This is a genomic window from Enterobacter sp. CPE_E890 (genome assembly GCF_046521475.1).
Lineage (GTDB): Bacteria > Pseudomonadota > Gammaproteobacteria > Enterobacterales > Enterobacteriaceae > Enterobacter > Enterobacter adelaidei.
This window is the reverse complement of sequence record NZ_JBKFZW010000001.1, coordinates 1,569,430-1,588,423: the sequence shown is the minus strand read 5'-3', so window position 1 is coordinate 1,588,423 and position 18,994 is coordinate 1,569,430. Positions and strand designations below refer to the sequence as shown.

Genomic DNA, 18,994 nt, shown 5'->3' with positions numbered 1-18,994 from the left:
AATCAGAGACGGTAAGTCGTTATGTATCAGAGCCACTTTAATTTTAAAAATCCGCCCTTTCGGAAGATCACTCGTTTATCCGGGGATTTTCTGGTGCCTTATCATCAGGACGTTTTCAACCTGCTGAAAGAGAAAACCCAGCTGGCGGGAATTACGGGGCTCTTTTCTGACGATCTCCCGCTGCTGGGCCAGTTCAGCGATGCCCTGAAATCTGCTAACCCTAATGTTCTTGCCATCAACGCGTTCCCAAAACTGAGTGCCAGTAGCCTGCTGTATAAGCTCAACCCGGGAACGAAAGAGAACAAGAACAGGGTTCAGGCGGTGGATGCGGTGTTGCACCAGTGGCAAGGCGGTAAAACCAGGTCGAAAGTGCTGGTGCTCACCCACACCGAAGCCATGAAAGACACCTGCCGGGAGGTGCTGGCTCTGTTGCTCACGCGCGCCCAGGAGCTGGAGTTTGCTCTTTCCATCGTGCTGATGGGCGCAGCAGCTCAGGAAGCTGTCCTGATGCAGCAATCTGTGTTGCGGGAATATACGCACACCCATCACACGTTGCGCTCCCTCACCTGCCGGGAATATCTCAACTACGTGCAGGCGCAGTGTGACGAACAGGGATGCGAGAACTCACCGTTAACCCCGGCCCGCGTGCGTAAAATGCATGCCCTGACCAAAGGGAATATCAGCAAGCTGAATGAACTGGCGCACCTCGCGATGCTTGCCGCCTGGACCGAGCGTGCAAGCCAGGTCAGCCCACGTCATTTACGCCTGGCCGCGGGAGAAGTCCTGCCAGGGAAAAAATGCGGTAAGTACCTGGCTACCGTGGGATTATTCGCGTCTGTGCTGTTCGCTGCCTGCGGCTGGTATTTCAGCTCAGCGATGACGGCACGCCTTCCGGTTCAACTGCCGGTTCCGGTGAGCTGGCAGCATCAGACACCAAAAGTTCAGACGCCTGTCGTGCCGGTTATCGATAACGAAATGATCACCCCGTCAGATGCCATGCATCAGCTCTACCTGATGTGGGGTTATGACGCCTCGGCGGACGATGCTCTGTGTCAAAACGCCGCGAAGGTGAACCTGATGTGTAAACAGGGAAATGCCTCACTGGAGGCGCTGGCACAGGAGGGCTATCCGTGGATCAGTGAACTGAAAACGGGTAACCACCTCAATTATGCCGTGGTCGCCCGCGTCGGAGAGACCTCAATCGACCTGCTGATGAACAACCGCACCTGGCAGGTGAGCCGCAACTGGTTTAAGCAACACGCGACCGGAAACTACACCCAACTGCACAGCCTGACACCGGAAGGTAAAGACGCGATCGGCGCCGCCAGCGACAGTAAAGATATGACCTGGCTTGACCAGCAGTTGAGCCAGGCCCTTGCCCAACCGGAAACCCACTCTCAAACCTGGACGGCGGAAATGATGAAACGCACCCGCGAGTTCCAGCAAAAAATGCATCTGCATGTGGATGGTATTCCCGGGGAAGAGACGTTGATGCAGTTAATGCGCGTAACCAATACCACGCCGAGCGTATTGATTCAGACCACTCAAACGCAGGAGGGGCGTTCCTGATGTCTACCATCTGTCTTGCGGCTCAGCGCAGCTACACAACCGGGGAGGCGGTGTGGTTTTCGTATCGTTTCCCCCACCTGAGAACAATATTCACCAACACCGTCGTATGGATGGTGAGTCTGTGTGCCATGCTGATGGCGGGACTGTACACGCATACCTACTGGAACCTGCGTCATCCCGCACCGGAACTGGCAAAAAAAGTCAGCGTCGTAAAACCCGAGACGCAGATTTCAGATATGCACTATGTGTATGTGAGTAAGCCGTTCCCGCATCCGGAGCCGAAACCTGCGCCAGTACACCATGATATTCCTGCCATGCAGGATCTTCCCATTAACAGCGATGATGCCGACTGGCAGCAGGCTCCTCAGGGTACGGAACCGCACGATACGTCGCGGGATACGTTACCCGGAACTGAAGCTCACGATGTTTCGCCCGCCAGCACAGACACAAATAATTCATCGTTAACCGAGTTGTTTAAGCAGGCGTTAAAAGAACAAGAACAGGATTACTCGCACGGAAAAATTCCCGCGCCGCCAGTTGACGAAACGCAGGAGAATTCACAGTCTGGTGTATTACATAAAGCAGATACCCGATCGCCTTTGAGTCAGAAAGGCGAACGGCTGGAATAATTAATATTTCTCGGGCAATGTTGCAATATTAAGGAGACGCCCCTTTTCCACGACAATATACTGACCTTTTTTCAGGTCGGAGAGAATTTTAATGATGGTACTACGCGCCAGATTGGTGTACTCCTGAATATAATCATAGACATTAATATCACGTTGATGATGAATAATCAGTTCATTAATTTCGTACAGGAATTCGCGTACGACTGAATAGGCACTGCGGGCAACCAACACATCGTCTCGTTTGCTCAGCATACAAATGTACCAGGAGAGGACTTTAGTCAGTTCCGGCCATAAGTTGTTTTCAGTCATTAGCTGGGCGAAAACCTCTTTTTTAATTGAGCGCACCACGGTATTGGCACGAACGAGGCCATACATGTGCGTTGCGTTGTAGTACATGGCAGAGAGACCAAAAATGCACTGGCCCGTCACAGTGAACATACACAGTTCGTCGGATTCACGGCGGAACTCAACTTCGCCGCTGACGATAATATGAATATACTGTGAATCAGAGGTCGATATTTTTTGCCATTTCTTTAAGGTTCTTTCTTCAAAACCTGATGTAGCAGAAATAATGGTGTCCATTTCATGCTGCGGACGTAATTTTTTCGCATAGATGCTTAACATTATTATACCCGATTTAAGATGTGAAATTTAAAAAGTAAGACTAAGGTATAAAACCTTAACCTTTTAATATTTTCCTGATGATATTCTCAAGGAGAAAATAAAGGGCGAGTACGTTATATTTATTTGCTGCATTACTTAGCAAGCTATGTGTCTATCTTAAATCCGGATAATTTTAAGTCAATTAACTAAAAATGAATTAAGTTTGTACTTAAGATTAATCTCAAGCAATTCAGCATAAACAGGCGCATTCGGGGGCAATCCGAAGGATTACCCCTGCCCGTATTTCTCTAAAAGTGCTTCTGCAATGGCCATCGTTTCGATATCCGCGACTCCGTTCCACAGATCGGGTCGGAAATGCATCTGGAAGACCATGATGATGCGTTTTTGCTGCGCCGGCGTACTGTCTGCCGGTACTTCATAGCCATAACGCGCAAGGAGATCGAGTAACGCGGGAGTATCCACCTGTTGATAGCGCGGACGCCCGTTCATATAGAACGCAACACGTGCGGGATCGGGCCATGCGCCGATGCCTTGCTGAGCCAGTTGCCGCCACGGAAACAACGGACCGGGGTCATCTTTACGCTGCGGCGCGATATCCGAATGGGCCACGACATTTTCAGGTCTGATGTTGTAGCGGGCAATAATGTCTTTGGCGAGCGGCACCAGCGCCGCGATCTGCGCAGGTTCAAAAGGAGTAAAGTGCTTAACGCCAGACCTCTTTTGCCAGCCACGGTTTTCCAGCTCAATGCCGACAGATGTATCATTGATACGGTTAGTACCCCGCCAGAAGCTAATGCCTGCATGCCAGGCCAGCTCGCTCTCGGGCACCAGTTGCCAGATGCGCGGTTTTCCTTCCGGTGCCGGTGGCTTTGCAGGGATCAAATAGTGAGAGCTGACGTTTTTATCCGTTAGCGTGGCGAGCGAGCTGTCAAAATCATCCGCGGTGTAGTGGATCACCAGCACCTTGATGCGCGGGTAAGCCGCCTGCGCCTGATGCCGGGTATCCAGCTCGTAGGCACCTTTATCAATAATCCCTTTTTCAGCGGAGCACCCTGCCAGCAACAGCGCCAGCAGGAGCGCCGTAAGCGAACGCGTCATCGAAGAGTTTTCACCGCCGTACCGCTTACGCTCACCATCAGCATGCTGGCATCTTTCCCGACCGTTTCGTAGTCGATATCAATCCCCACGACCGCATCCGCGCCGAGGGCTTCCGCCTGCTCGCCGAGCTCTTTAAAGGCGATCTCGCGCGCTTTGCGCAGCTCTTTTTCGTATGCGCCAGAGCGTCCACCTACGATATCGCGGATGCCGGCAAAAAAGTCACGGAAGATGTTGGCACCGAGAATCGCTTCACCGGTGACCACACCGCAGTACTCGGTAATGGTCTGCCCTTCCAGGGTTGGCGTTGTTGAAAACTGCATATTTTATCTCCTTCTTTAGCGTTCAATGCCTTAGGCACAGCATTATCGGTTCGTTACGCTATGATTGAAAGGATAGTTAATAAATAAGGAAATCAACATGCGCTATTCTGCTTTAACACTTTTCGTGCCCTGCGCGCTGGTGCTCAGCGCCTGTACCACCACGGTCACGCCAGCCTTTAAGGATATCGGTACCCGCAGCGGCCCCTGTATTGATGGCGGCCCGGACACCGTGGCGCAGCAGTTCTATGATTATCGCATTCAGCACCGCAGCAACGATCTCACCGGCCTGCGCCCGTATCTGAGCGATGGGCTGGCAAAATTGCTGAACGACGCCACCCGCGATCCGCAGCACAACGCGCTGTTGAAATCCGATCCGTTCTCCAGCCGCGCCACGCTGCCTGACAGCGCCGAAGTGGCCAGCGCGTCAACTATTCCGAACACGGATGCGCGAAACATTCCGCTGCGCGTGAAGCTGACTCAGGGTACTCAGACCTGGCAGGATGAAGTGCTGATGATCCGTGAGGGTCAATGCTGGGCGGTGGACGACGTACGCTACGTCGGCGGCAGCGTTCATGCCCCGGCAGGCACGCTGCGTCAGTCGATTGAAAACCGTTAAACCATCCGATACAAAATTGTAACCCCCGAAAAATGTGCGGCATTTCATTCGGAATGCCGACATTTATACTCGCCGACCTTGCCGTTCGCTATTTTGTGCTATGTTTAAGAGGAAATACGGGTTATATTTAACTTTTAACGCAGAAATATTGCATAACTATTCTGTCAACGGTACTATCTGCGGCCTCAATTGCTATAGATTGCCTGGATGAGTAAAGACTGCCCCGATGAGTATTAAACTAAACGGCATTAACTGCTTCTACGGCGCACACCAGGCGCTGTTTGACATCACGCTGAACTGCCCGGAAGGCGAAACGCTGGTTTTGCTTGGCCCAAGCGGTGCAGGTAAAAGCTCCCTTCTGCGTGTCCTTAATCTGCTTGAAATGCCACGTTCAGGTACGCTGGCAATCGCCGGTAACCATTTTGATTTCGCGAAGACCCCGTCAGATAAAGCGATTCGCGAGCTGCGTCAAAACGTCGGCATGGTCTTCCAGCAATACAATCTCTGGCCGCATCTGACCGTGCTGCAAAACCTGATTGAAGCCCCGTGCCGTGTGCTGGGGTTAAGCAAAGATCAGGCGATTGCGCGTGCCGAAAAACTGCTGGAGCGTCTGCGTCTTAAGCCATACAGCGACCGCTATCCGCTGCACCTTTCTGGTGGGCAACAACAGCGTGTGGCGATTGCTCGTGCGCTGATGATGGAGCCTGCGGTACTGCTGTTTGATGAGCCGACGGCGGCGCTGGACCCGGAAATCACCGCCCAGATCGTCAGCATCATTCGTGAGCTGGCGGAAACCAATATTACTCAGGTCATCGTAACCCACGAAGTGGAAGTGGCGCGCAAAACCGCCAGCCGCGTGGTGTACATGGAAAACGGTTATATCGTTGAGCAAGGTGATGCGAGCTGTTTCTCTAACCCGCAAACCGATGCCTTCAAAAACTATTTATCTCATTGATTGTGTCAGGGGAAATATAATGAAAAAAGTATTACTTGCCGTGCTGCTTGCTGGCGTTACCCTTTCCGCTACCGCAGCCCAGACCATTCGTTTCGCCACGGAAGCCTCCTACCCTCCGTTTGAGTCCATGGATGCCAGCAACAAGATTGTGGGCTTCGATGTGGATCTGGCAAACGCCCTGTGTAAAGAGATCGACGCAACCTGTACCTTCAGCAACCAGGCGTTCGACAGCCTGATCCCAAGCCTGAAGTTCCGCCGTATCGACGCCGTCATGGCCGGTATGGACATCACCCCTGAGCGTGAAAAACAGGTGCTGTTTACCACCCCTTACTACGACAACTCCGCCCTGTTCATTGGTCAGAAAGGGAAGTTCACCTCTGTTGATCAGCTGAAAGGCAAGAAAGTCGGTGTACAGAACGGCACCACGCACCAGAAATTCATCATGGATAAACATCCGGAAATCACCACTGTTCCGTATGACAGCTACCAGAACGCGAAGCTGGATCTGCAGAATGGCCGTATTGACGGCGTCTTCGGTGATACCGCTGTCGTGACCGAGTGGCTGAAAGCCAACGACAAGCTGGCACCAGTGGGCGACAAAGTGACCGATAAGGATTACTTCGGCACCGGTCTGGGGATTGCCGTTCGTCAGGGCAACACTGAGCTGCAGCAGAAATTTAACGCTGCGCTGGAAAAAGTGAAGAAAGACGGCACCTACGAAACCATCTACAAAAAATGGTTCCAGAAGTAATTCCTGATGAATGAAATTTTTCCTTTAGCAAGCGCCGCCGGGATGACCGTCGGCCTTGCCGTTTGCGCACTGATTATCGGCCTTGTGCTGGCGATGTTCTTCGCGGTGTGGGAATCAGCAAAATGGTTCCCCGTCGCCTGGGCAGGCTCCGCGTTGGTCACCGTGCTGCGTGGACTACCGGAAATCCTGGTGGTCCTCTTTATCTATTTCGGTTCCTCACAGCTGCTGTTAATGCTGTCGGACGGCTTCACCATTAATCTTGGCGTTGCGCAGATCCCGGTGCAGATGCAAATTGAGAATTTTGACGTTAGCCCGTTCCTGTGCGGCGTCATTGCCCTCTCTCTGCTCTACTCCGCCTACGCGTCGCAAACGCTGCGCGGTGCGCTGAAAGCGGTACCGCAGGGGCAATGGGAATCCGGTCAGGCGTTAGGCTTGTCGAAGTCAGCCATCTTCTTCCGTCTGGTGATGCCGCAAATGTGGCGTCATGCCCTTCCGGGGCTCGGTAACCAGTGGCTGGTGCTGCTGAAAGATACCGCTCTGGTGAGCCTGATAAGCGTAAATGATTTGATGTTGCAAACCAAAAGCATCGCCACCCGTACTCAGGAGCCGTTTACCTGGTACATTGTGGCGGCAGCTATCTACCTGGTGATTACGTTGCTCAGTCAGTACATCCTCAAGCGTATTGACCTGCGTGCGACGCGCTTTGAACGGAGACCAGGCTGATGCTTGAATATTTTCCCGAGTTGATGAAAGGGCTGCACACCAGCCTGACGCTGACCGTGGCGTCCATCATCGTGGCGCTGATCCTGGCCCTTATCTTCACCATCATCCTGACGCTGAAAACGCCGGTGCTGGTGTGGATTGTGCGCGGCTACATCACCCTGTTTACCGGTACGCCGCTGCTGGTGCAGATCTTCCTGATTTACTACGGGCCCGGCCAGTTCCCGTCGCTGCAGAACTATCCGGTTATCTGGCACCTGCTCTCTGAGCCGTGGCTGTGTGCCCTGATTGCTCTTTCGCTGAACAGTGCTGCCTACACCACCCAACTGTTCTACGGGGCTATCCGCGCTATTCCTGAAGGGCAATGGCAGTCGTGCGGGGCGCTGGGCATGAGCAAGAAAGACACGCTGGCGATTTTGCTGCCGTACGCCTTTAAGCGCGCGCTCTCCTCCTACTCCAACGAAGTGGTGCTGGTGTTCAAGAGTACCTCTCTGGCCTACACCATCACCCTGATGGAAGTGATGGGTCATGGACAGTTGTTGTACGGACGCACTTATGACGTGATGGTATTTGGTGCCGCAGGCGTGGTGTATCTGGTGGTTAACGGTCTGTTGACGCTGATGATGCGTCTGATTGAGCGTAAAGCGCTGGCATTTGAGCGCAGAAATTAACCACGCGAATGCATAAAACGGTATTCATGGAGCGGGTAACCTGATGGGTTATCCGCTTTTTTTTACAACAGAAATGATATTTAATCATTTTTATTGCATACAAATTCATTAACTGGCATTGTACATCCAGGCCGCAGACACGGCGCATAAATAAGACAGACGGGAGCATTACAATGAAAAAGTTAGTTCTGGCCGCATTACTCGCAACCTTCGCCGCTGGCGCATCCGCTGCGGATAAAATCAATTTCGGCGTGTCCGCCACCTATCCGCCGTTTGAATCGCTGGATGCCAGCAACCAGATCGTCGGTTTCGATATCGATCTGGCAAAAGCGCTGTGCAAACAAATGCAGGCCGACTGCACCTTTACTAACCATGCTTTTGACAGCCTGATCCCGTCGCTGAAGTTCAAAAAATACGACGCGGTGATCTCCGGGATGGACATCACGCCTGAACGCAGCAAGCAGGTCGCGTTCACCGACCCGTACTACGCCAACTCGGCGGTGGTGATTGCGAAGAAAGGTGCTTATAAATCCTTTGACGAGCTGAAAGGCAAACGCATTGGGATGGAAAACGGCACCACGCACCAGAAATACCTGCAGGACAAACATCCTGAAGTGAAAACCGTGGCCTACGACAGCTACCAGAACGCGATTATCGACCTGAAAAATGGCCGTATTGATGGCGTGTTTGGTGACACTGCCGTGGTGAACGAGTGGCTGAAAACTAACCCGCAGCTGGGTACCGCAACCGAGAAAGTGACCGATCCACAGTACTTCGGTACCGGTCTGGGCATTGCAGTACGTCCGGATAACAAAGCGTTGCTGGAAAAACTGAACGGCGCCCTGAAAGCAATTAAAGCGGACGGCACCTATCAGAAAATCAGCGATCAGTGGTTCCCGCAGTAAGTATTGTTGCCGGGTGATGGTTTCGCCTTACCCGGCAATTTCTTACAACGGCACAAAGAACCGGAAACGTGCCCCGCTCACCGAATCCATCAGCCTGATCCCTCCCCCATGCAGCTCCAGCATTCGCTTCACAATCAGCAAGCCTAATCCGCCGCGATTCTCCCGCGATGCCTGCGGGTTTAACGCAGAAGGACGCTGAAACAGATCGTCACGCAATGCACGCTCGATACCTGAGCCACTGTCCGCCACCTCAACCTGCAGAAGCCCATTCTCCTGCCAGACCTTAAGCAAAATCTCGCCTCCTGCCGGGGTATGGCGAACGGCATTATCCAGCAAATTCGTGACCACCCGCTCAATCATCGACACATCGGCATACACCAGCGGCAGCGGGCCAGGGACGTCTATATGCATTCGCAACTGCCTTGTCTGTGTGGTCAGCTCGAATTTTTGCGCCACATCTGAAATCAATTCAGCCATGGCAAAACGTTCGCGCTGCGGTTTAATCCCCCCATGCTCAAGGCGCGCCAGTTCAAACAGCTGTTGAGAGAGATGGCGCACTTTCTGTCCCTGACGCAGTGCGATAGCCAGGTATTGATTCTGCTCCTCGGCACTCAACGTGGCGGACTTAAGCGAGAGGGTTTCGAGATACCCCAGCAGCGAAGTCAGCGGCGTGCGAAGATCGTGAGAGATATTGGCGATAAACTCCCTGCGCTGGCGGTCACCGTCAGCCAGTTGATCCCATTGTGAGGCAATCTTGCGCGATAATTCGATAAACGTGTTACGAAGCAGTTCAACTTCGTTTTCAGGAGCCAGATTGACCGGCCGGGCGGCCAGACTTTTTATGGCGCTGATGCTGTCCTGCTCAAGGTCATTTACCTCGCTGGTTAACTGTTCCACTGGACGGGTAACCCATTTTTTGACCAACCACCAGGCCAGCGCGCCAAAGAGTAATGCCAGTAAAAGCGATCCTATGATAGCGTCGGTCAGGGCCTTGTGCCACGCGGTGTTCGCCAGTGCATTCAGGTCTTCGCCCTGGAGAATAATATACAAGTAGGAGTGCAGATTGCCGTTCAGGAGGATCGGCGCCACGCTGAACACCTTACGTTGATCCAGACTTCGTGGATCATCGCCATACACAGGGAAAGCAGCCCCGGATAAATAGTTGTTTAACGGGGTAAGGTCGATCGTTTGACGCTTCATGTGCCCGATCGGGGCCGCATCTGCCACAATATGTCCCTGAGGCGACACCACATAGAGTTCAACGCTGGGATTAAGCGTCATCAGACGATCGAACAGCGATTTGAGATTCTCAGTGTTTGCTTTACCCTGGTTATCCAGAAGCGGTTCACTGTTCACTATCTGCTGCGCCAACCCCGCTGACAGACGTTGCACCATGGCATCGCCGTACTGCTTACTGCTATAAAGCTGCACGCCACATGCCACAAACATGCATAAAACAAGCGTGGCGCTAAAAAGAAGTGACAGGCGCTGGCTCAAGGTTAAGTGGCTTATCATGCGTGGGGCTCCGCTTTTTCGACGGCAAATTTGTACCCTTTCCCCCACACCGTCAGGATGATATCTGGCTCTGCAGCATCTTTTTCAATTTTGACGCGCAGACGGTTAATGTGCGTATTTACCGTGTGCTCGTACCCTTCATGCTGGTAGCCCCAGACATGATCCAGCAACGATAAACGGGAGAACACCTCGCCCGGATGACGGGCAAACCAGTAGAGCAAATCAAACTCACGCGGGGTCAAGTCGATGGTTTCCCCCCGCAGGCGAACCTCTCGTGCCAGGGGGTCAATTTCCATGCCGTGACAGCGAATAATGCCCGCCTCCAGACGAAGATTTTGCCCCATCGCTTCCTGACGTCGAAAGAGCGCCTTGACGCGAGCAATCAGCTCCAGAACGGAGAACGGTTTAGGCAGATAATCGTCAGCCCCCATCTCAAGACCCAGTACCCGGTGCGTCTCGCTGGTGCGAGCGCTGATGATAATGACGGGCAGATAGCGGGTCATCTGGCGGATACGGCGACAGATCTCCAGCCCGTCCACGCCAGGCAGCATCAGATCGAGGATCACGGCATCCCAGTGCTGTTTTTCCAGTTGGAGCAGCGCACGTTCGCCATCGGCTTCGTGCACAATCTCAAAACCTTCATCTTTTAAGTTCAGGCTCAGGAAGGCGGCGATATCGCTATCGTCCTCCACCAGCAATATTTTCTTTGCGTTACTCATGACCCACATCCACGCCGTTTCATTACAGTTGAGCTTACCTAATAACGCCCGCCGGAGTTATCACATTTTATTTAAACTTCCGTGAGGATGTGGTGACCGAATTTATCTTAGGATTTGACCACGCAATGGAATAACGAGGTCACCATGTCTCTGCCAACAGCTGTTATTCATCCCCTTTGGGTCAGGGTGTGTCACTGGATTAATGCCCTCGCCATGGCTGGCATGGTATTCAGCGGATGGCGAATTTATAACGCCTCGCCGTTGTTCCCATTCACTTTTCCGTCCTCTTTCACGCTGGGAGGCTGGCTGGGCGGCGCGCTGCAGTGGCACTTCGCCATGATGTGGGTTTTAGGTATTAACGGCCTGATCTACTGCACGTTAGGTATTGTCACCGGGCGCTTTGCTCGCACCTTTTTCCCTTTGTCTGTTAAGGGGTTACTCAAGGATATGGCGCTGGCCCTGCGGGGAAAACTGCAGCATGCCGATCTCAACCACTACAACATGGTGCAAAAACTGGCCTACTTGCTGGCCATATTAACCGGCGTAATGCTTGTGCTTTCCGGGCTGGTTATCTGGAAATCCGTTCAGTTTCCGCTTTTACGTGAACTGTTGGGAGGCTATGACACCGCACGTTACATCCATTTCTTTTGTATGTCCTTCATTGTCGTGTTTGTCGTGATCCACCTGATTATGGTGCTGCTCGTTCCTAAAACATTACTGGCAATGCTGCGCGGTCGCTAAGGGTATCTCATGAAAAAACCAACCTTTCTCTCTTCCCGCGACGCGGAATATCTGGTCAAGGACGCCGAAAAATCCGTAAACGCACAGCGACGTCACTTTCTTAAACAGGGGCTGACGTTAGGCGGGATTATGCTGCTTACAGGCTGTGACCTGAGCGACAACGCCAGTGTTGAAACTGCACTTTCACGAATGTCGCGCTTTAACGATCGTGTCCAGGGTTTCCTGTTCAGCGACCGTCATCTGGCACCTGAATATACCGAAAGCGACATCACCCGGCCTTTCCCGTTTAACGCCTTTTACGATCGCGACCAAATTCCGCAGGTCGACGGCCGGGATTATCAACTCGCCATTCGCGGCCTGGTGCGAGACACCCGCAGCTGGTCCCTGCCTGAGTTGTATCGTATGCAGCAGGTAAACCAGATCACGCGCCATATTTGCGTGGAAGGATGGAGCGCCATTGGCCGCTGGGGTGGTATCCCCTTCCGCCATTTTCTGCAGGCGATCGGTGCCGACACCCGCGCCAAATACATCAGCTTCCGCTGTGCGGATGATTACTACACCAGCATTGATATGGCGACCGCGTTGCACCCGCAAACGCTGCTCGCCCTGACCTGGGATAACCAAATCCTCCCTCCTGAGTACGGTTATCCCATGAAACTCCGAATTCCGACCAAGCTGGGATACAAAAACCCAAAGCATATTCAGGTCATTGAAATCACCAATCGCTTCCCCGGCGGTTACTGGGAAGACCAGGGTTACAACTGGTTTGGTGGCAGTTAATACAACAACGTAAACGACGAGGAATACCATGAAAAAAATGATCATTGCAGCAACCGTGCTTTCAGCTCTGTTTATGGCAAATGTGCAGGCGGCAGACTCCATGAGCAAAGAAACGATGGCAAAAGACAACATGTCCCAGCCACACGATAAAATGTGTAAGGGCGACATGTGCAAAGACGCCATGAAGAAGGATCACATGGGGAAAGACAAAATGGGCAAAATGGACAACATGAAAAAGGATGAGATGGGTAAAAAAGACGCCATGAGCCAGTAAGTCTCATCGCAGCCGGAGGCAACCTCCCTCCGGCTGCTTTGCTTATTGTTTAACGAGTAGCGTCAACACTTCATAGTGCGCAGTGTGCGGGAACATATCGAAAAGCTGAACGCGCTCAATGCGGTAACCCGGCAAATGCGCAATATCTTTCGCCATCGTCTGCGCGTTGCAGCTTGAATAGACGATGTAATCCGGTGCCATCTGGTTCAGGTAGTCGCATAGCGCTTGTCCGATGCCACGGCGCGGCGGGTTTACCAGTACCAGCTCTGGCACATTACCCTGCCCGGTCGCGAACTGCGTAGAGTCCAGCGCCTGGAAGTGCAGATTCGTTAACCCCAGCTCAGCGGCGGACTGTCTGGCGCAGGCAATCGCCTCAGCAGAGATCTCAATCCCGGTAAGCTGCATCTCAGGCGTGGCGCAGTGCAGGCCAAATCCCCCCACGCCGCAGAACAGATCCCACATATGATGGATGTTTAACGCCCGAACCCAGTCGCGCGCGGTGGCGTACAGCGCACTGGCGACAGTCGGGTTGGTCTGGAAGAAGCTTTGCGGGCGGATCCACAGCGGCACACCGTTGAAATTCTCCGCCAGCGCGTGCTGTTCGGTGAAGAAGACCTCTTTTTCCCCTTCCATGATCGCCATATGCACCGGCTGAATATTTGCCGTAATGACCTTAAGCTGCACAAGCTGTTCCTGCAACCACGGCAGCGCCGCGCGAAGCTGTTCCAGCTTGGTTTCGGAACGCAGCACGAAACGCAGCATCATGCCGCCGTCAATCTGGCTTTCCGTCAGCAGAAGGTATTTCAGCTCGCCGCGCTTGCGGGCGACGTTGTAAGGCGTTAACCCGGCCCGCGCAATAAACGGTTTGAGTGCCGCAAAGACGGGCTCAAATGAGGCGGGGTAAAGCGGGCAGTCAGTTAAATCTTCCGGCGTGCCGTCGCGGTGCAGCATCCCCAACAGCGGTTTTTCTACGCTGCCGCTGACCACCATTTTGGCTTTGTTGCGAAAGCCCTGCTCCGGGCCGCTGATGGGTGCGCACCACTCGCCCACCGCGTGTGCTGCCAGCAGCTGTTGCAGGTCGGCCATTTTGGCGGTGAGTTGTTGAGAGACCGGCTGTTCTATCCACTGACAGGAGCGGCAGCGACCGGTGTCATAGAGTGCGCACTGCATATGAAAACCTTAAAAATCACGAGGGCTGCGATTATACACATTATTGCAGGCGGAAGAACCGCCGACTGGAAGCCGGAACAAACAGCAGGAACAGAACCAGTATGTCCGGCAGTTTTTGCATAAACAGCGCGCGCAGGATTTCGCGTTTGGATTCACCGGCAATGCTGAACAGCTCCGGGTAGCCATATCCCAGCGAGGCGGCCCACAGATAGCTGGCGGCGGTAATTTGCGTCAGAAGATAGACCCAGCGCGCCCAGTTGCGCCCTTTCACCAGCGAAAAGGCACAGTAGATCTCGATAAACACCAGCACCAGGCTGCTCAGAAAGACCAGCGTCAGATTCCACGTCTGCACGCTGCGGTGAATAAATTCACCAATGCCGCGCGCGCCCAGGGTGTTGAGAATCATCAGCACATCCAGGCAGCGGATCATAATAATGGCGAGCGCCGCCACCTGAACCAGCGCAGTAACGTTTGGACGAGCGTGCGTAAGACGTGATTTCTTTAATAATCCCAATGTTTTACTTCCCTGAAAAACAGTGCCGCGTCGTACGCGGCACATCACTGGAAATTTTAAATCCTTCAGCCGCGTCTTGCACGCTGGATATCACGCACACGCTGTTTTTCCGCGCGCGCCATCAAATACCAGGCGATAAATCCGACAATTCCGACCACGCCAAGAATAATCGAGGCCAGGGCGTTGATTTCCGGGTTCACCCCCATGCGCACGCTGGAGAAGACCAGCATCGGCAGCGTCGTCGCCCCCGGGCCAGAAACAAAGCTGGCGATAACCAGATCGTCGAGCGACAGGGTAAACGCCAGCAGCCAGCCCGAGATCACCGCTGGCATAATCATCGGCAGGGTGATGATGAAAAAGACCTTCAGCGGCGTCGCACCAAGATCCATCGCCGCCTCTTCAATGGAGCGATCCAGCTCGCGCAGACGCGAGGAGATCACCACCGCCACGTATGCGGTACAGAAAGTGACGTGTGCCAGCCAGATGGTGAGCATCCCGCGATCCGCCGGCCAGCCGATGGCATGCGCCAGCGCCACGAACAGCAGCAGCAACGCCAGACCGGTGATCACGTCCGGCATAACCAGCGGGGCGGTGATCATAAAAGCAAAGCCGTTCGAACCGCGAAAACGCCCGAAGCGGACCATCACCAGTGCAGCGATGGTCCCCAGCACCGACGCCATGGTTGCGGCCAGCGCAGCAATCGTCAGGCTCAGCCCCACCGCGCTCATCATCGCATCATCGTGGAACAACTCGCTATACCAGCGCGTCGACCAGCCAGCCCAGACCGTCACCAGTTTGGAGCTGTTGAACGAGTAGATCACCAGCATCAACATGGGTGCGTACAGGAAGGTAAAGCCAATCACCAGGATCGCAATTCGCCACGGGGAGCGCACTACCGGTAAGTTGTTCATCCGTGGTCTCCCATCTGTTTCTGCTGATGCTTGTGGAACCACATGATCGGCACGATCAGCAGGAGTAACATCACAATTGCCACCGCGGACGCCACTGGCCAGTCGCGGTTATTAAAGAACTCTTGCCACAGCACGCGACCAATCATGATGCTGTCCGGCCCGCCGAGCAGTTCCGGGATCACAAACTCCCCCACCGCCGGAATAAAGACCAGCATCGACCCGGCAATAATCCCGCCTTTGGTCAGCGGGACGATCACACTGAAGAAGGTCTTCAACGGGCGCGCACCGAGATCAAGCGACGCTTCCACCAGCGAGTAATCAATACGCGTCAGCGCCGTATAAATCGGCAGCACCATAAACGGCAGATAGGCGTAAACAATGCCGATGTAGACCGCGAGGTTGGTGTGCAGGATCGTCAGCGGCTGATCGATAACTCCGAGCCACATCAGGAAGTTATTCAGTACACCGTTGTTTTTCAGGATCCCCATCCAGGCGTAAACGCGGATCAGGAACGAGGTCCACGACGGCAGGATCACCAGCAACAGCAAAATGTTACGCGTCGACGGCTTACTGTGCGCCACGGCCCAGGCCAGCGGGTAGCCCATCACCAGACAGCAGATCGTCGAAATCGCCGCCACCTGTAACGACTGTAAATACGCTTCGAAATAGAGCGGATCGTCCGTCAGCTGCAGGAAGTTGCCGAGATTAAGCGTCAGCGTGAGCTGTCCGTCGGCCCAGTCCAGCAGGTTGGTATAAGGCGGGATCGCCCGCGCCATTTCTGCGAGGCTTATCTTGAAAACAATCAGGAACGGCAGCAGGAACAGCAGGATCAGCCACACGTATGGCATGGCGATCACCAGCTTGCGGCCGTGGTTCATCTGCATGCGCGCCAGCCAGTTCGCAAAACCACCCGTTTTTTCTGCGCGGGCTGGAGGTTCTAGTGTACTCATGAGCCGCTCCTTATACCGTCAGCACAACGCAACTGTCAGCATCCCAGCACAGGCGCACTTCGTCACCCCAGGTCGGCTGCCCCTTGCGATAGCGATGTTCGTTCTGCAACTGAGCGCTGAGCATCTGTCCGCTTTTCAGACGCACATGGTAGATGGAAAGATCGCCCAGGTAGGCAATATGCACCACTTCACCGACGGCAAAGTTATAGCCATCGGCAGGGGGATCCTCACAGAGCATGATTTTCTCCGGGCGCAGCGCGACGTAGACCGGCACGTTATCCACCACCGAGTTATCCGGATCGACCTTAAGCGGATGTTGCAGCCCCGGTGATTCAATGACAAGGCCATCTTCCTGGCGGTCTTTCAGCAGCCCTTCGAAGACGTTGACCGAGCCAATGAACTCCGCGCTGTAGCGGGTGGTCGGATGCTCATAAATCTCTTCCGGTTCGCCAATCTGCACGAACTTCCCACGGTTCATGATGGCGATACGCCCGGCCATGGTCATTGCCTCTTCCTGGTCGTGAGTCACCATCACGCAGGTCACCCCCACACGTTCGAGGATATCCACCACTTCGAGCTGCATACGGTCGCGCAGTTTTTTATCCAGCGCCCCCATCGGCTCGTCGAGCAGCAACAGTTTTGGACGTTTTGCCAGACTGCGGGCCAGGGCGACACGCTGACGCTGACCGCCAGAGAGCTGGTGCGGTTTACGCTTCGCGAACTCCTGCATGTGAACCAGGCTCAGCATCTCGGCCACACGCGCGGTAATTTCGGCTTTCGGCAGTTTGTCCTGCTTCAGACCAAAGGCGATGTTCTGCTCCACCGTCATGTGCGGAAACAGCGCGTAGGACTGGAACATCATGTTAATCGGGCGCTGATACGGCGGCACGCTGGAGAGATCCACGCCATCCAGCACAATCTGCCCGGCAGTGGGCTGTTCAAAACCGGCCAGCATACGCAGCAGGGTCGACTTACCGCAGCCTGATGCTCCCAGGAGGGCAAAAATTTCACCTTTGTAGATCGTCAAATTGACGTCGTCCACGGCATGCTGGCCATCGAAAGATTTGGTGAGGTTACGAATTTCAAGAAGCGGGGTCAGCGCTTTACGGACTTTCGCCTGCGGGCGGGGGATCGCGTCATTCACGGGGTGCTCTCCGGCAGAAATCAAATCATGGTGCAGGCGCACCATAACGGTGCGCCTGTTGCCGGGGGCGCTGCGCTTGCCCGGCCTACAACTCACGGGTAATTACTTACCGCTTTTCACCTTGGTCCACGCACGGGTACGTACGCGGTCAATTTTTGGATCCTGAACTTTCAGGGTGAACAGCTTGGCGAACACATCCGCAGGCGGATAGATAGCCGGGTTATTGCGGATCTCTTCACTGACCAGCGGCACGGAAGCCTTGTTACCGTTCGCGTAGTAGACGTGGTCACTGATATGGGCGATGACGTCAGGACGCATCAGGTAATTGAGGAACTGATAGGCTTCATCTTTGTTTTTCGCATCGGCAGGCATCGCGAAGACGTCAAAGAACGCCAGCGCCCCTTCTTTCGGAATGAAATAGGAAACGTTCACGCCGTTTTTCGCTTCTTTCGCGCGGTTCGCCGCCTGCCACACATCGCCCGCCCAGCCAATCGCGACGCAGATGTCGCCGTTTGCCAGGTCGTTGATGTACTGGGACGAGTGGAAGTAGCGAATGTTTGGACGCAGCTTCAGCAGCAGATCGGTCGCCGGGCCGGTGTAGTCGTCAGCCTTGTTGCTGTTCGGATCTTTGCCCAGATAGTTCAGCACGGTGGCGAAAATCTCTTCCGGCGCATCGAGGAAGGAGACGCCGCAGCTTTTCAGCTTCTCAAGGTTTTCCGGCTTCAGCACCACGTCCCAGCTGTCCAGCTTGACGTCCGGCCCCAGCACCGCTTTGACTTTATCGACGTTGTAGCCGATACCGGTAGTCGCCCACAGATAAGGCATGGCGTATTTATTATCAGGGTCGTGCTTCGCAACCAGCTTAAGCACGTCCGGGTCAAGGTTTTTCCAGTTTGGTAACTTGCTCTTATCCAGCGGCTGGAAAACGCCTGCGGTAAGTTGTCGCTCCAGGAAGCTTGCGGAAGGCACCACGAGATCAAACCCGGTACTGCCCGCCATCAATTTTCCTTCCAGCACTTCGTTGGAATCGAAAACGTCGTAGACCACTTTAATGCCGGTCTCTTTTTCAAAATTGGCGACCGTGTCCGGCGCAATATAATCAGACCAGTTGTAAACGTGCAGCGTTTTTTGTTCCGCAGCGAGCGTGCCGGCAGAGACGGCCATCAGAGCACCCGCAACCAGACCCGATAACCATTTTTTATTCAAGGCGATCATATCTTTATTCCTTCTGAAAGCTCGTTAACAAACGAACTAAAACTGTGCAATCTGAAGATATGCAATAATCATGCATAGTTTGTCGCTCTGCGCGAAATAAAAAGAAACCTCTTTACCCGGCAGTATCCGCTCGCTTTTTTAAGCATCGCAAGAATAACTGTAGCCCGTGTCCCCGGCTATAGCCCAGACGAAAAAACGCCTTT

The 18,994-nt window shown here is 53.9% G+C and carries 22 protein-coding genes; 11 read left to right on the top strand and 11 right to left on the bottom strand.

Annotation, left to right across the window (positions count from 1 at the left end):
• Positions 1–21 precede the first annotated feature (21 nt).
• Positions 22–1,569, top strand: coding sequence for an ExeA family protein (locus tag ACLHV9_RS07870; RefSeq protein ID WP_108090372.1), 1,548 nt, complete (start codon positions 22–24; stop codon positions 1,567–1,569).
• A complete protein-coding gene (locus tag ACLHV9_RS07865) occupies positions 1,569–2,198 on the top strand; it encodes a hypothetical protein (protein WP_108090373.1) in 630 nt (209 codons plus the stop codon). Before ACLHV9_RS07870 ends, ACLHV9_RS07865 begins: the two co-directional genes overlap by 1 nt.
• On the opposite strand, the gene ACLHV9_RS07860 is transcribed toward ACLHV9_RS07865, so the two are convergent.
• The 3 genes from ACLHV9_RS07860 to ACLHV9_RS07850 form a co-directional block, all read right to left on the bottom strand.
• A complete protein-coding gene (locus ACLHV9_RS07860) occupies positions 2,199–2,822 on the bottom strand; it encodes a helix-turn-helix domain-containing protein (protein ID WP_108090374.1) in 624 nt (207 codons plus the stop codon).
• Between the two features lie 267 nt (positions 2,823–3,089).
• A complete protein-coding gene (locus ACLHV9_RS07855; protein ID WP_028019295.1) occupies positions 3,090–3,920 on the bottom strand; it encodes an N-acetylmuramoyl-L-alanine amidase in 831 nt (276 codons plus the stop codon).
• Positions 3,917–4,240, bottom strand: coding sequence for a heavy metal-binding domain-containing protein (locus tag ACLHV9_RS07850; protein WP_023310944.1), 324 nt, complete (start codon positions 4,238–4,240; stop codon positions 3,917–3,919). The genes ACLHV9_RS07855 and ACLHV9_RS07850 overlap by 4 nt, the downstream gene beginning before the upstream one ends.
• A gap of 97 nt (positions 4,241–4,337) precedes the next feature.
• Between ACLHV9_RS07850 and ACLHV9_RS07845 the strand changes: the two genes are divergently transcribed.
• The 6 genes from ACLHV9_RS07845 (at position 4,338) to artJ (ending at position 8,858) form a co-directional block, all read left to right on the top strand.
• Positions 4,338–4,856, top strand: a complete 519-nt coding sequence (locus ACLHV9_RS07845; protein ID WP_028019296.1) for a lipoprotein — start codon at positions 4,338–4,340, stop codon at positions 4,854–4,856.
• 226 nt (positions 4,857–5,082) lie between these two features.
• Positions 5,083–5,811, top strand: a complete 729-nt coding sequence (gene artP / locus ACLHV9_RS07840; RefSeq protein WP_028019297.1) for an arginine ABC transporter ATP-binding protein ArtP — start codon at positions 5,083–5,085, stop codon at positions 5,809–5,811.
• Positions 5,812–5,830: 19 nt separating this feature from the next.
• Entirely contained in the window at positions 5,831–6,562 is a 732-nt protein-coding gene (gene artI, locus ACLHV9_RS07835; RefSeq protein ID WP_028019298.1) for an arginine ABC transporter substrate-binding protein ArtI, read from the top strand.
• Positions 6,563–6,568: 6 nt separating this feature from the next.
• Positions 6,569–7,285: an arginine ABC transporter permease ArtQ gene (gene artQ, locus ACLHV9_RS07830; RefSeq protein ID WP_028019299.1), complete on the top strand. Its 717-nt coding sequence runs from the start codon at positions 6,569–6,571 to the stop codon at positions 7,283–7,285.
• Positions 7,285–7,953, top strand: coding sequence for an arginine ABC transporter permease ArtM (artM, locus tag ACLHV9_RS07825; protein WP_028019300.1), 669 nt, complete (start codon positions 7,285–7,287; stop codon positions 7,951–7,953). Before artQ ends, artM begins: the two co-directional genes overlap by 1 nt.
• A 173-nt stretch (positions 7,954–8,126) precedes the next feature.
• Positions 8,127–8,858, top strand: coding sequence for an arginine ABC transporter substrate-binding protein ArtJ (gene artJ / locus ACLHV9_RS07820; RefSeq protein ID WP_028019301.1), 732 nt, complete (start codon positions 8,127–8,129; stop codon positions 8,856–8,858).
• 42 nt (positions 8,859–8,900) lie between these two features.
• On the opposite strand, the gene ACLHV9_RS07815 is transcribed toward artJ, so the two are convergent.
• Together ACLHV9_RS07815 and ACLHV9_RS07810 are read right to left on the bottom strand one after the other, a co-directional pair.
• A complete protein-coding gene (locus ACLHV9_RS07815; RefSeq protein ID WP_028019302.1) occupies positions 8,901–10,373 on the bottom strand; it encodes an ATP-binding protein in 1,473 nt (490 codons plus the stop codon).
• The gene (locus tag ACLHV9_RS07810) at positions 10,370–11,092 is read right to left on the bottom strand and encodes a response regulator transcription factor (protein ID WP_028019303.1); all 723 of its coding nucleotides are present in this window, start codon (positions 11,090–11,092) and stop codon (positions 10,370–10,372) included. Before ACLHV9_RS07810 ends, ACLHV9_RS07815 begins: the two co-directional genes overlap by 4 nt.
• Before the next feature lie 144 nt (positions 11,093–11,236).
• Here ACLHV9_RS07810 and ACLHV9_RS07805 point away from each other — a divergent pair, with 144 nt between their 5' ends.
• The 3 genes from ACLHV9_RS07805 to ACLHV9_RS07795 are packed head-to-tail and all read left to right on the top strand — an operon-like array spanning position 11,237 to position 12,887.
• On the top strand, positions 11,237–11,833 hold the full coding sequence (locus ACLHV9_RS07805; protein WP_108090377.1) for a cytochrome b/b6 domain-containing protein: 597 nt from the start codon (positions 11,237–11,239) through the stop codon (positions 11,831–11,833).
• A gap of 9 nt (positions 11,834–11,842) precedes the next feature.
• Entirely contained in the window at positions 11,843–12,613 is a 771-nt protein-coding gene (locus tag ACLHV9_RS07800; RefSeq protein WP_028019305.1) for a molybdopterin-dependent oxidoreductase, read from the top strand.
• 28 nt (positions 12,614–12,641) lie between these two features.
• Complete coding sequence (locus ACLHV9_RS07795) at positions 12,642–12,887, top strand: pentapeptide MXKDX repeat protein (RefSeq protein WP_028019306.1); 246 nt, start codon at positions 12,642–12,644, stop codon at positions 12,885–12,887.
• 42 nt (positions 12,888–12,929) lie between these two features.
• Here ACLHV9_RS07795 and rlmC read toward each other — a convergent pair whose 3' ends face one another.
• The 6 genes from rlmC to potF form a co-directional block, all read right to left on the bottom strand.
• Complete coding sequence (gene rlmC / locus ACLHV9_RS07790; protein ID WP_108090378.1) at positions 12,930–14,057, bottom strand: 23S rRNA (uracil(747)-C(5))-methyltransferase RlmC; 1,128 nt, start codon at positions 14,055–14,057, stop codon at positions 12,930–12,932.
• A gap of 40 nt (positions 14,058–14,097) precedes the next feature.
• Positions 14,098–14,616 carry a YbjO family protein gene (locus ACLHV9_RS07785; protein WP_407221173.1) on the bottom strand — a complete coding sequence of 173 codons (519 nt, stop codon included), beginning with the start codon at positions 14,614–14,616 and terminating at the stop codon, positions 14,098–14,100.
• A gap of 20 nt (positions 14,617–14,636) precedes the next feature.
• Positions 14,637–15,482: a putrescine ABC transporter permease PotI gene (gene potI / locus ACLHV9_RS07780; RefSeq protein WP_023310934.1), complete on the bottom strand. Its 846-nt coding sequence runs from the start codon at positions 15,480–15,482 to the stop codon at positions 14,637–14,639.
• The gene (gene potH / locus ACLHV9_RS07775; RefSeq protein ID WP_028019309.1) at positions 15,479–16,432 is read right to left on the bottom strand and encodes a putrescine ABC transporter permease PotH; all 954 of its coding nucleotides are present in this window, start codon (positions 16,430–16,432) and stop codon (positions 15,479–15,481) included. The genes potI and potH overlap by 4 nt, the downstream gene beginning before the upstream one ends.
• Before the next feature lie 10 nt (positions 16,433–16,442).
• Complete coding sequence (gene potG / locus ACLHV9_RS07770; RefSeq protein ID WP_050482952.1) at positions 16,443–17,576, bottom strand: putrescine ABC transporter ATP-binding subunit PotG; 1,134 nt, start codon at positions 17,574–17,576, stop codon at positions 16,443–16,445.
• 102 nt (positions 17,577–17,678) lie between these two features.
• Positions 17,679–18,791, bottom strand: a complete 1,113-nt coding sequence (gene potF / locus ACLHV9_RS07765; protein WP_028019311.1) for a spermidine/putrescine ABC transporter substrate-binding protein PotF — start codon at positions 18,789–18,791, stop codon at positions 17,679–17,681.
• Between the last annotated feature and the right edge of the window lie 203 nt (positions 18,792–18,994).

Bases quoted from the DNA above. Each gene is read 5' to 3' on its own strand.
- ACLHV9_RS07800 (WP_028019305.1), top strand. From the start codon at position 11,843: ATGAAAAAACCAACCTTTCTCTCTTCCCGCGACGCGGAATATCTGGTC.
- potF (WP_028019311.1), bottom strand. From the start codon at position 18,791: ATGATCGCCTTGAATAAAAAATGGTTATCGGGTCTGGTTGCGGGTGCT.
- potI (WP_023310934.1), bottom strand. From the start codon at position 15,482: ATGAACAACTTACCGGTAGTGCGCTCCCCGTGGCGAATTGCGATCCTG.
- ACLHV9_RS07865 (WP_108090373.1), top strand. From the start codon at position 1,569: ATGTCTACCATCTGTCTTGCGGCTCAGCGCAGCTACACAACCGGGGAG.
- ACLHV9_RS07810 (WP_028019303.1), bottom strand. From the start codon at position 11,092: ATGAGTAACGCAAAGAAAATATTGCTGGTGGAGGACGATAGCGATATC.
- artJ (WP_028019301.1), top strand. From the start codon at position 8,127: ATGAAAAAGTTAGTTCTGGCCGCATTACTCGCAACCTTCGCCGCTGGC.
- potH (WP_028019309.1), bottom strand. From the start codon at position 16,432: ATGAGTACACTAGAACCTCCAGCCCGCGCAGAAAAAACGGGTGGTTTT.
- ACLHV9_RS07850 (WP_023310944.1), bottom strand. From the start codon at position 4,240: ATGCAGTTTTCAACAACGCCAACCCTGGAAGGGCAGACCATTACCGAG.
- ACLHV9_RS07860 (WP_108090374.1), bottom strand. From the start codon at position 2,822: ATGTTAAGCATCTATGCGAAAAAATTACGTCCGCAGCATGAAATGGAC.
- ACLHV9_RS07815 (WP_028019302.1), bottom strand. From the start codon at position 10,373: ATGATAAGCCACTTAACCTTGAGCCAGCGCCTGTCACTTCTTTTTAGC.
- ACLHV9_RS07855 (WP_028019295.1), bottom strand. From the start codon at position 3,920: ATGACGCGTTCGCTTACGGCGCTCCTGCTGGCGCTGTTGCTGGCAGGG.
- rlmC (WP_108090378.1), bottom strand. From the start codon at position 14,057: ATGCAGTGCGCACTCTATGACACCGGTCGCTGCCGCTCCTGTCAGTGG.
- artI (WP_028019298.1), top strand. From the start codon at position 5,831: ATGAAAAAAGTATTACTTGCCGTGCTGCTTGCTGGCGTTACCCTTTCC.
- ACLHV9_RS07795 (WP_028019306.1), top strand. From the start codon at position 12,642: ATGAAAAAAATGATCATTGCAGCAACCGTGCTTTCAGCTCTGTTTATG.
- artP (WP_028019297.1), top strand. From the start codon at position 5,083: ATGAGTATTAAACTAAACGGCATTAACTGCTTCTACGGCGCACACCAG.
- ACLHV9_RS07845 (WP_028019296.1), top strand. From the start codon at position 4,338: ATGCGCTATTCTGCTTTAACACTTTTCGTGCCCTGCGCGCTGGTGCTC.
- ACLHV9_RS07805 (WP_108090377.1), top strand. From the start codon at position 11,237: ATGTCTCTGCCAACAGCTGTTATTCATCCCCTTTGGGTCAGGGTGTGT.
- artM (WP_028019300.1), top strand. From the start codon at position 7,285: ATGCTTGAATATTTTCCCGAGTTGATGAAAGGGCTGCACACCAGCCTG.
- artQ (WP_028019299.1), top strand. From the start codon at position 6,569: ATGAATGAAATTTTTCCTTTAGCAAGCGCCGCCGGGATGACCGTCGGC.
- ACLHV9_RS07785 (WP_407221173.1), bottom strand. From the start codon at position 14,616: ATGTGCCGCGTACGACGCGGCACTGTTTTTCAGGGAAGTAAAACATTG.
- ACLHV9_RS07870 (WP_108090372.1), top strand. From the start codon at position 22: ATGTATCAGAGCCACTTTAATTTTAAAAATCCGCCCTTTCGGAAGATC.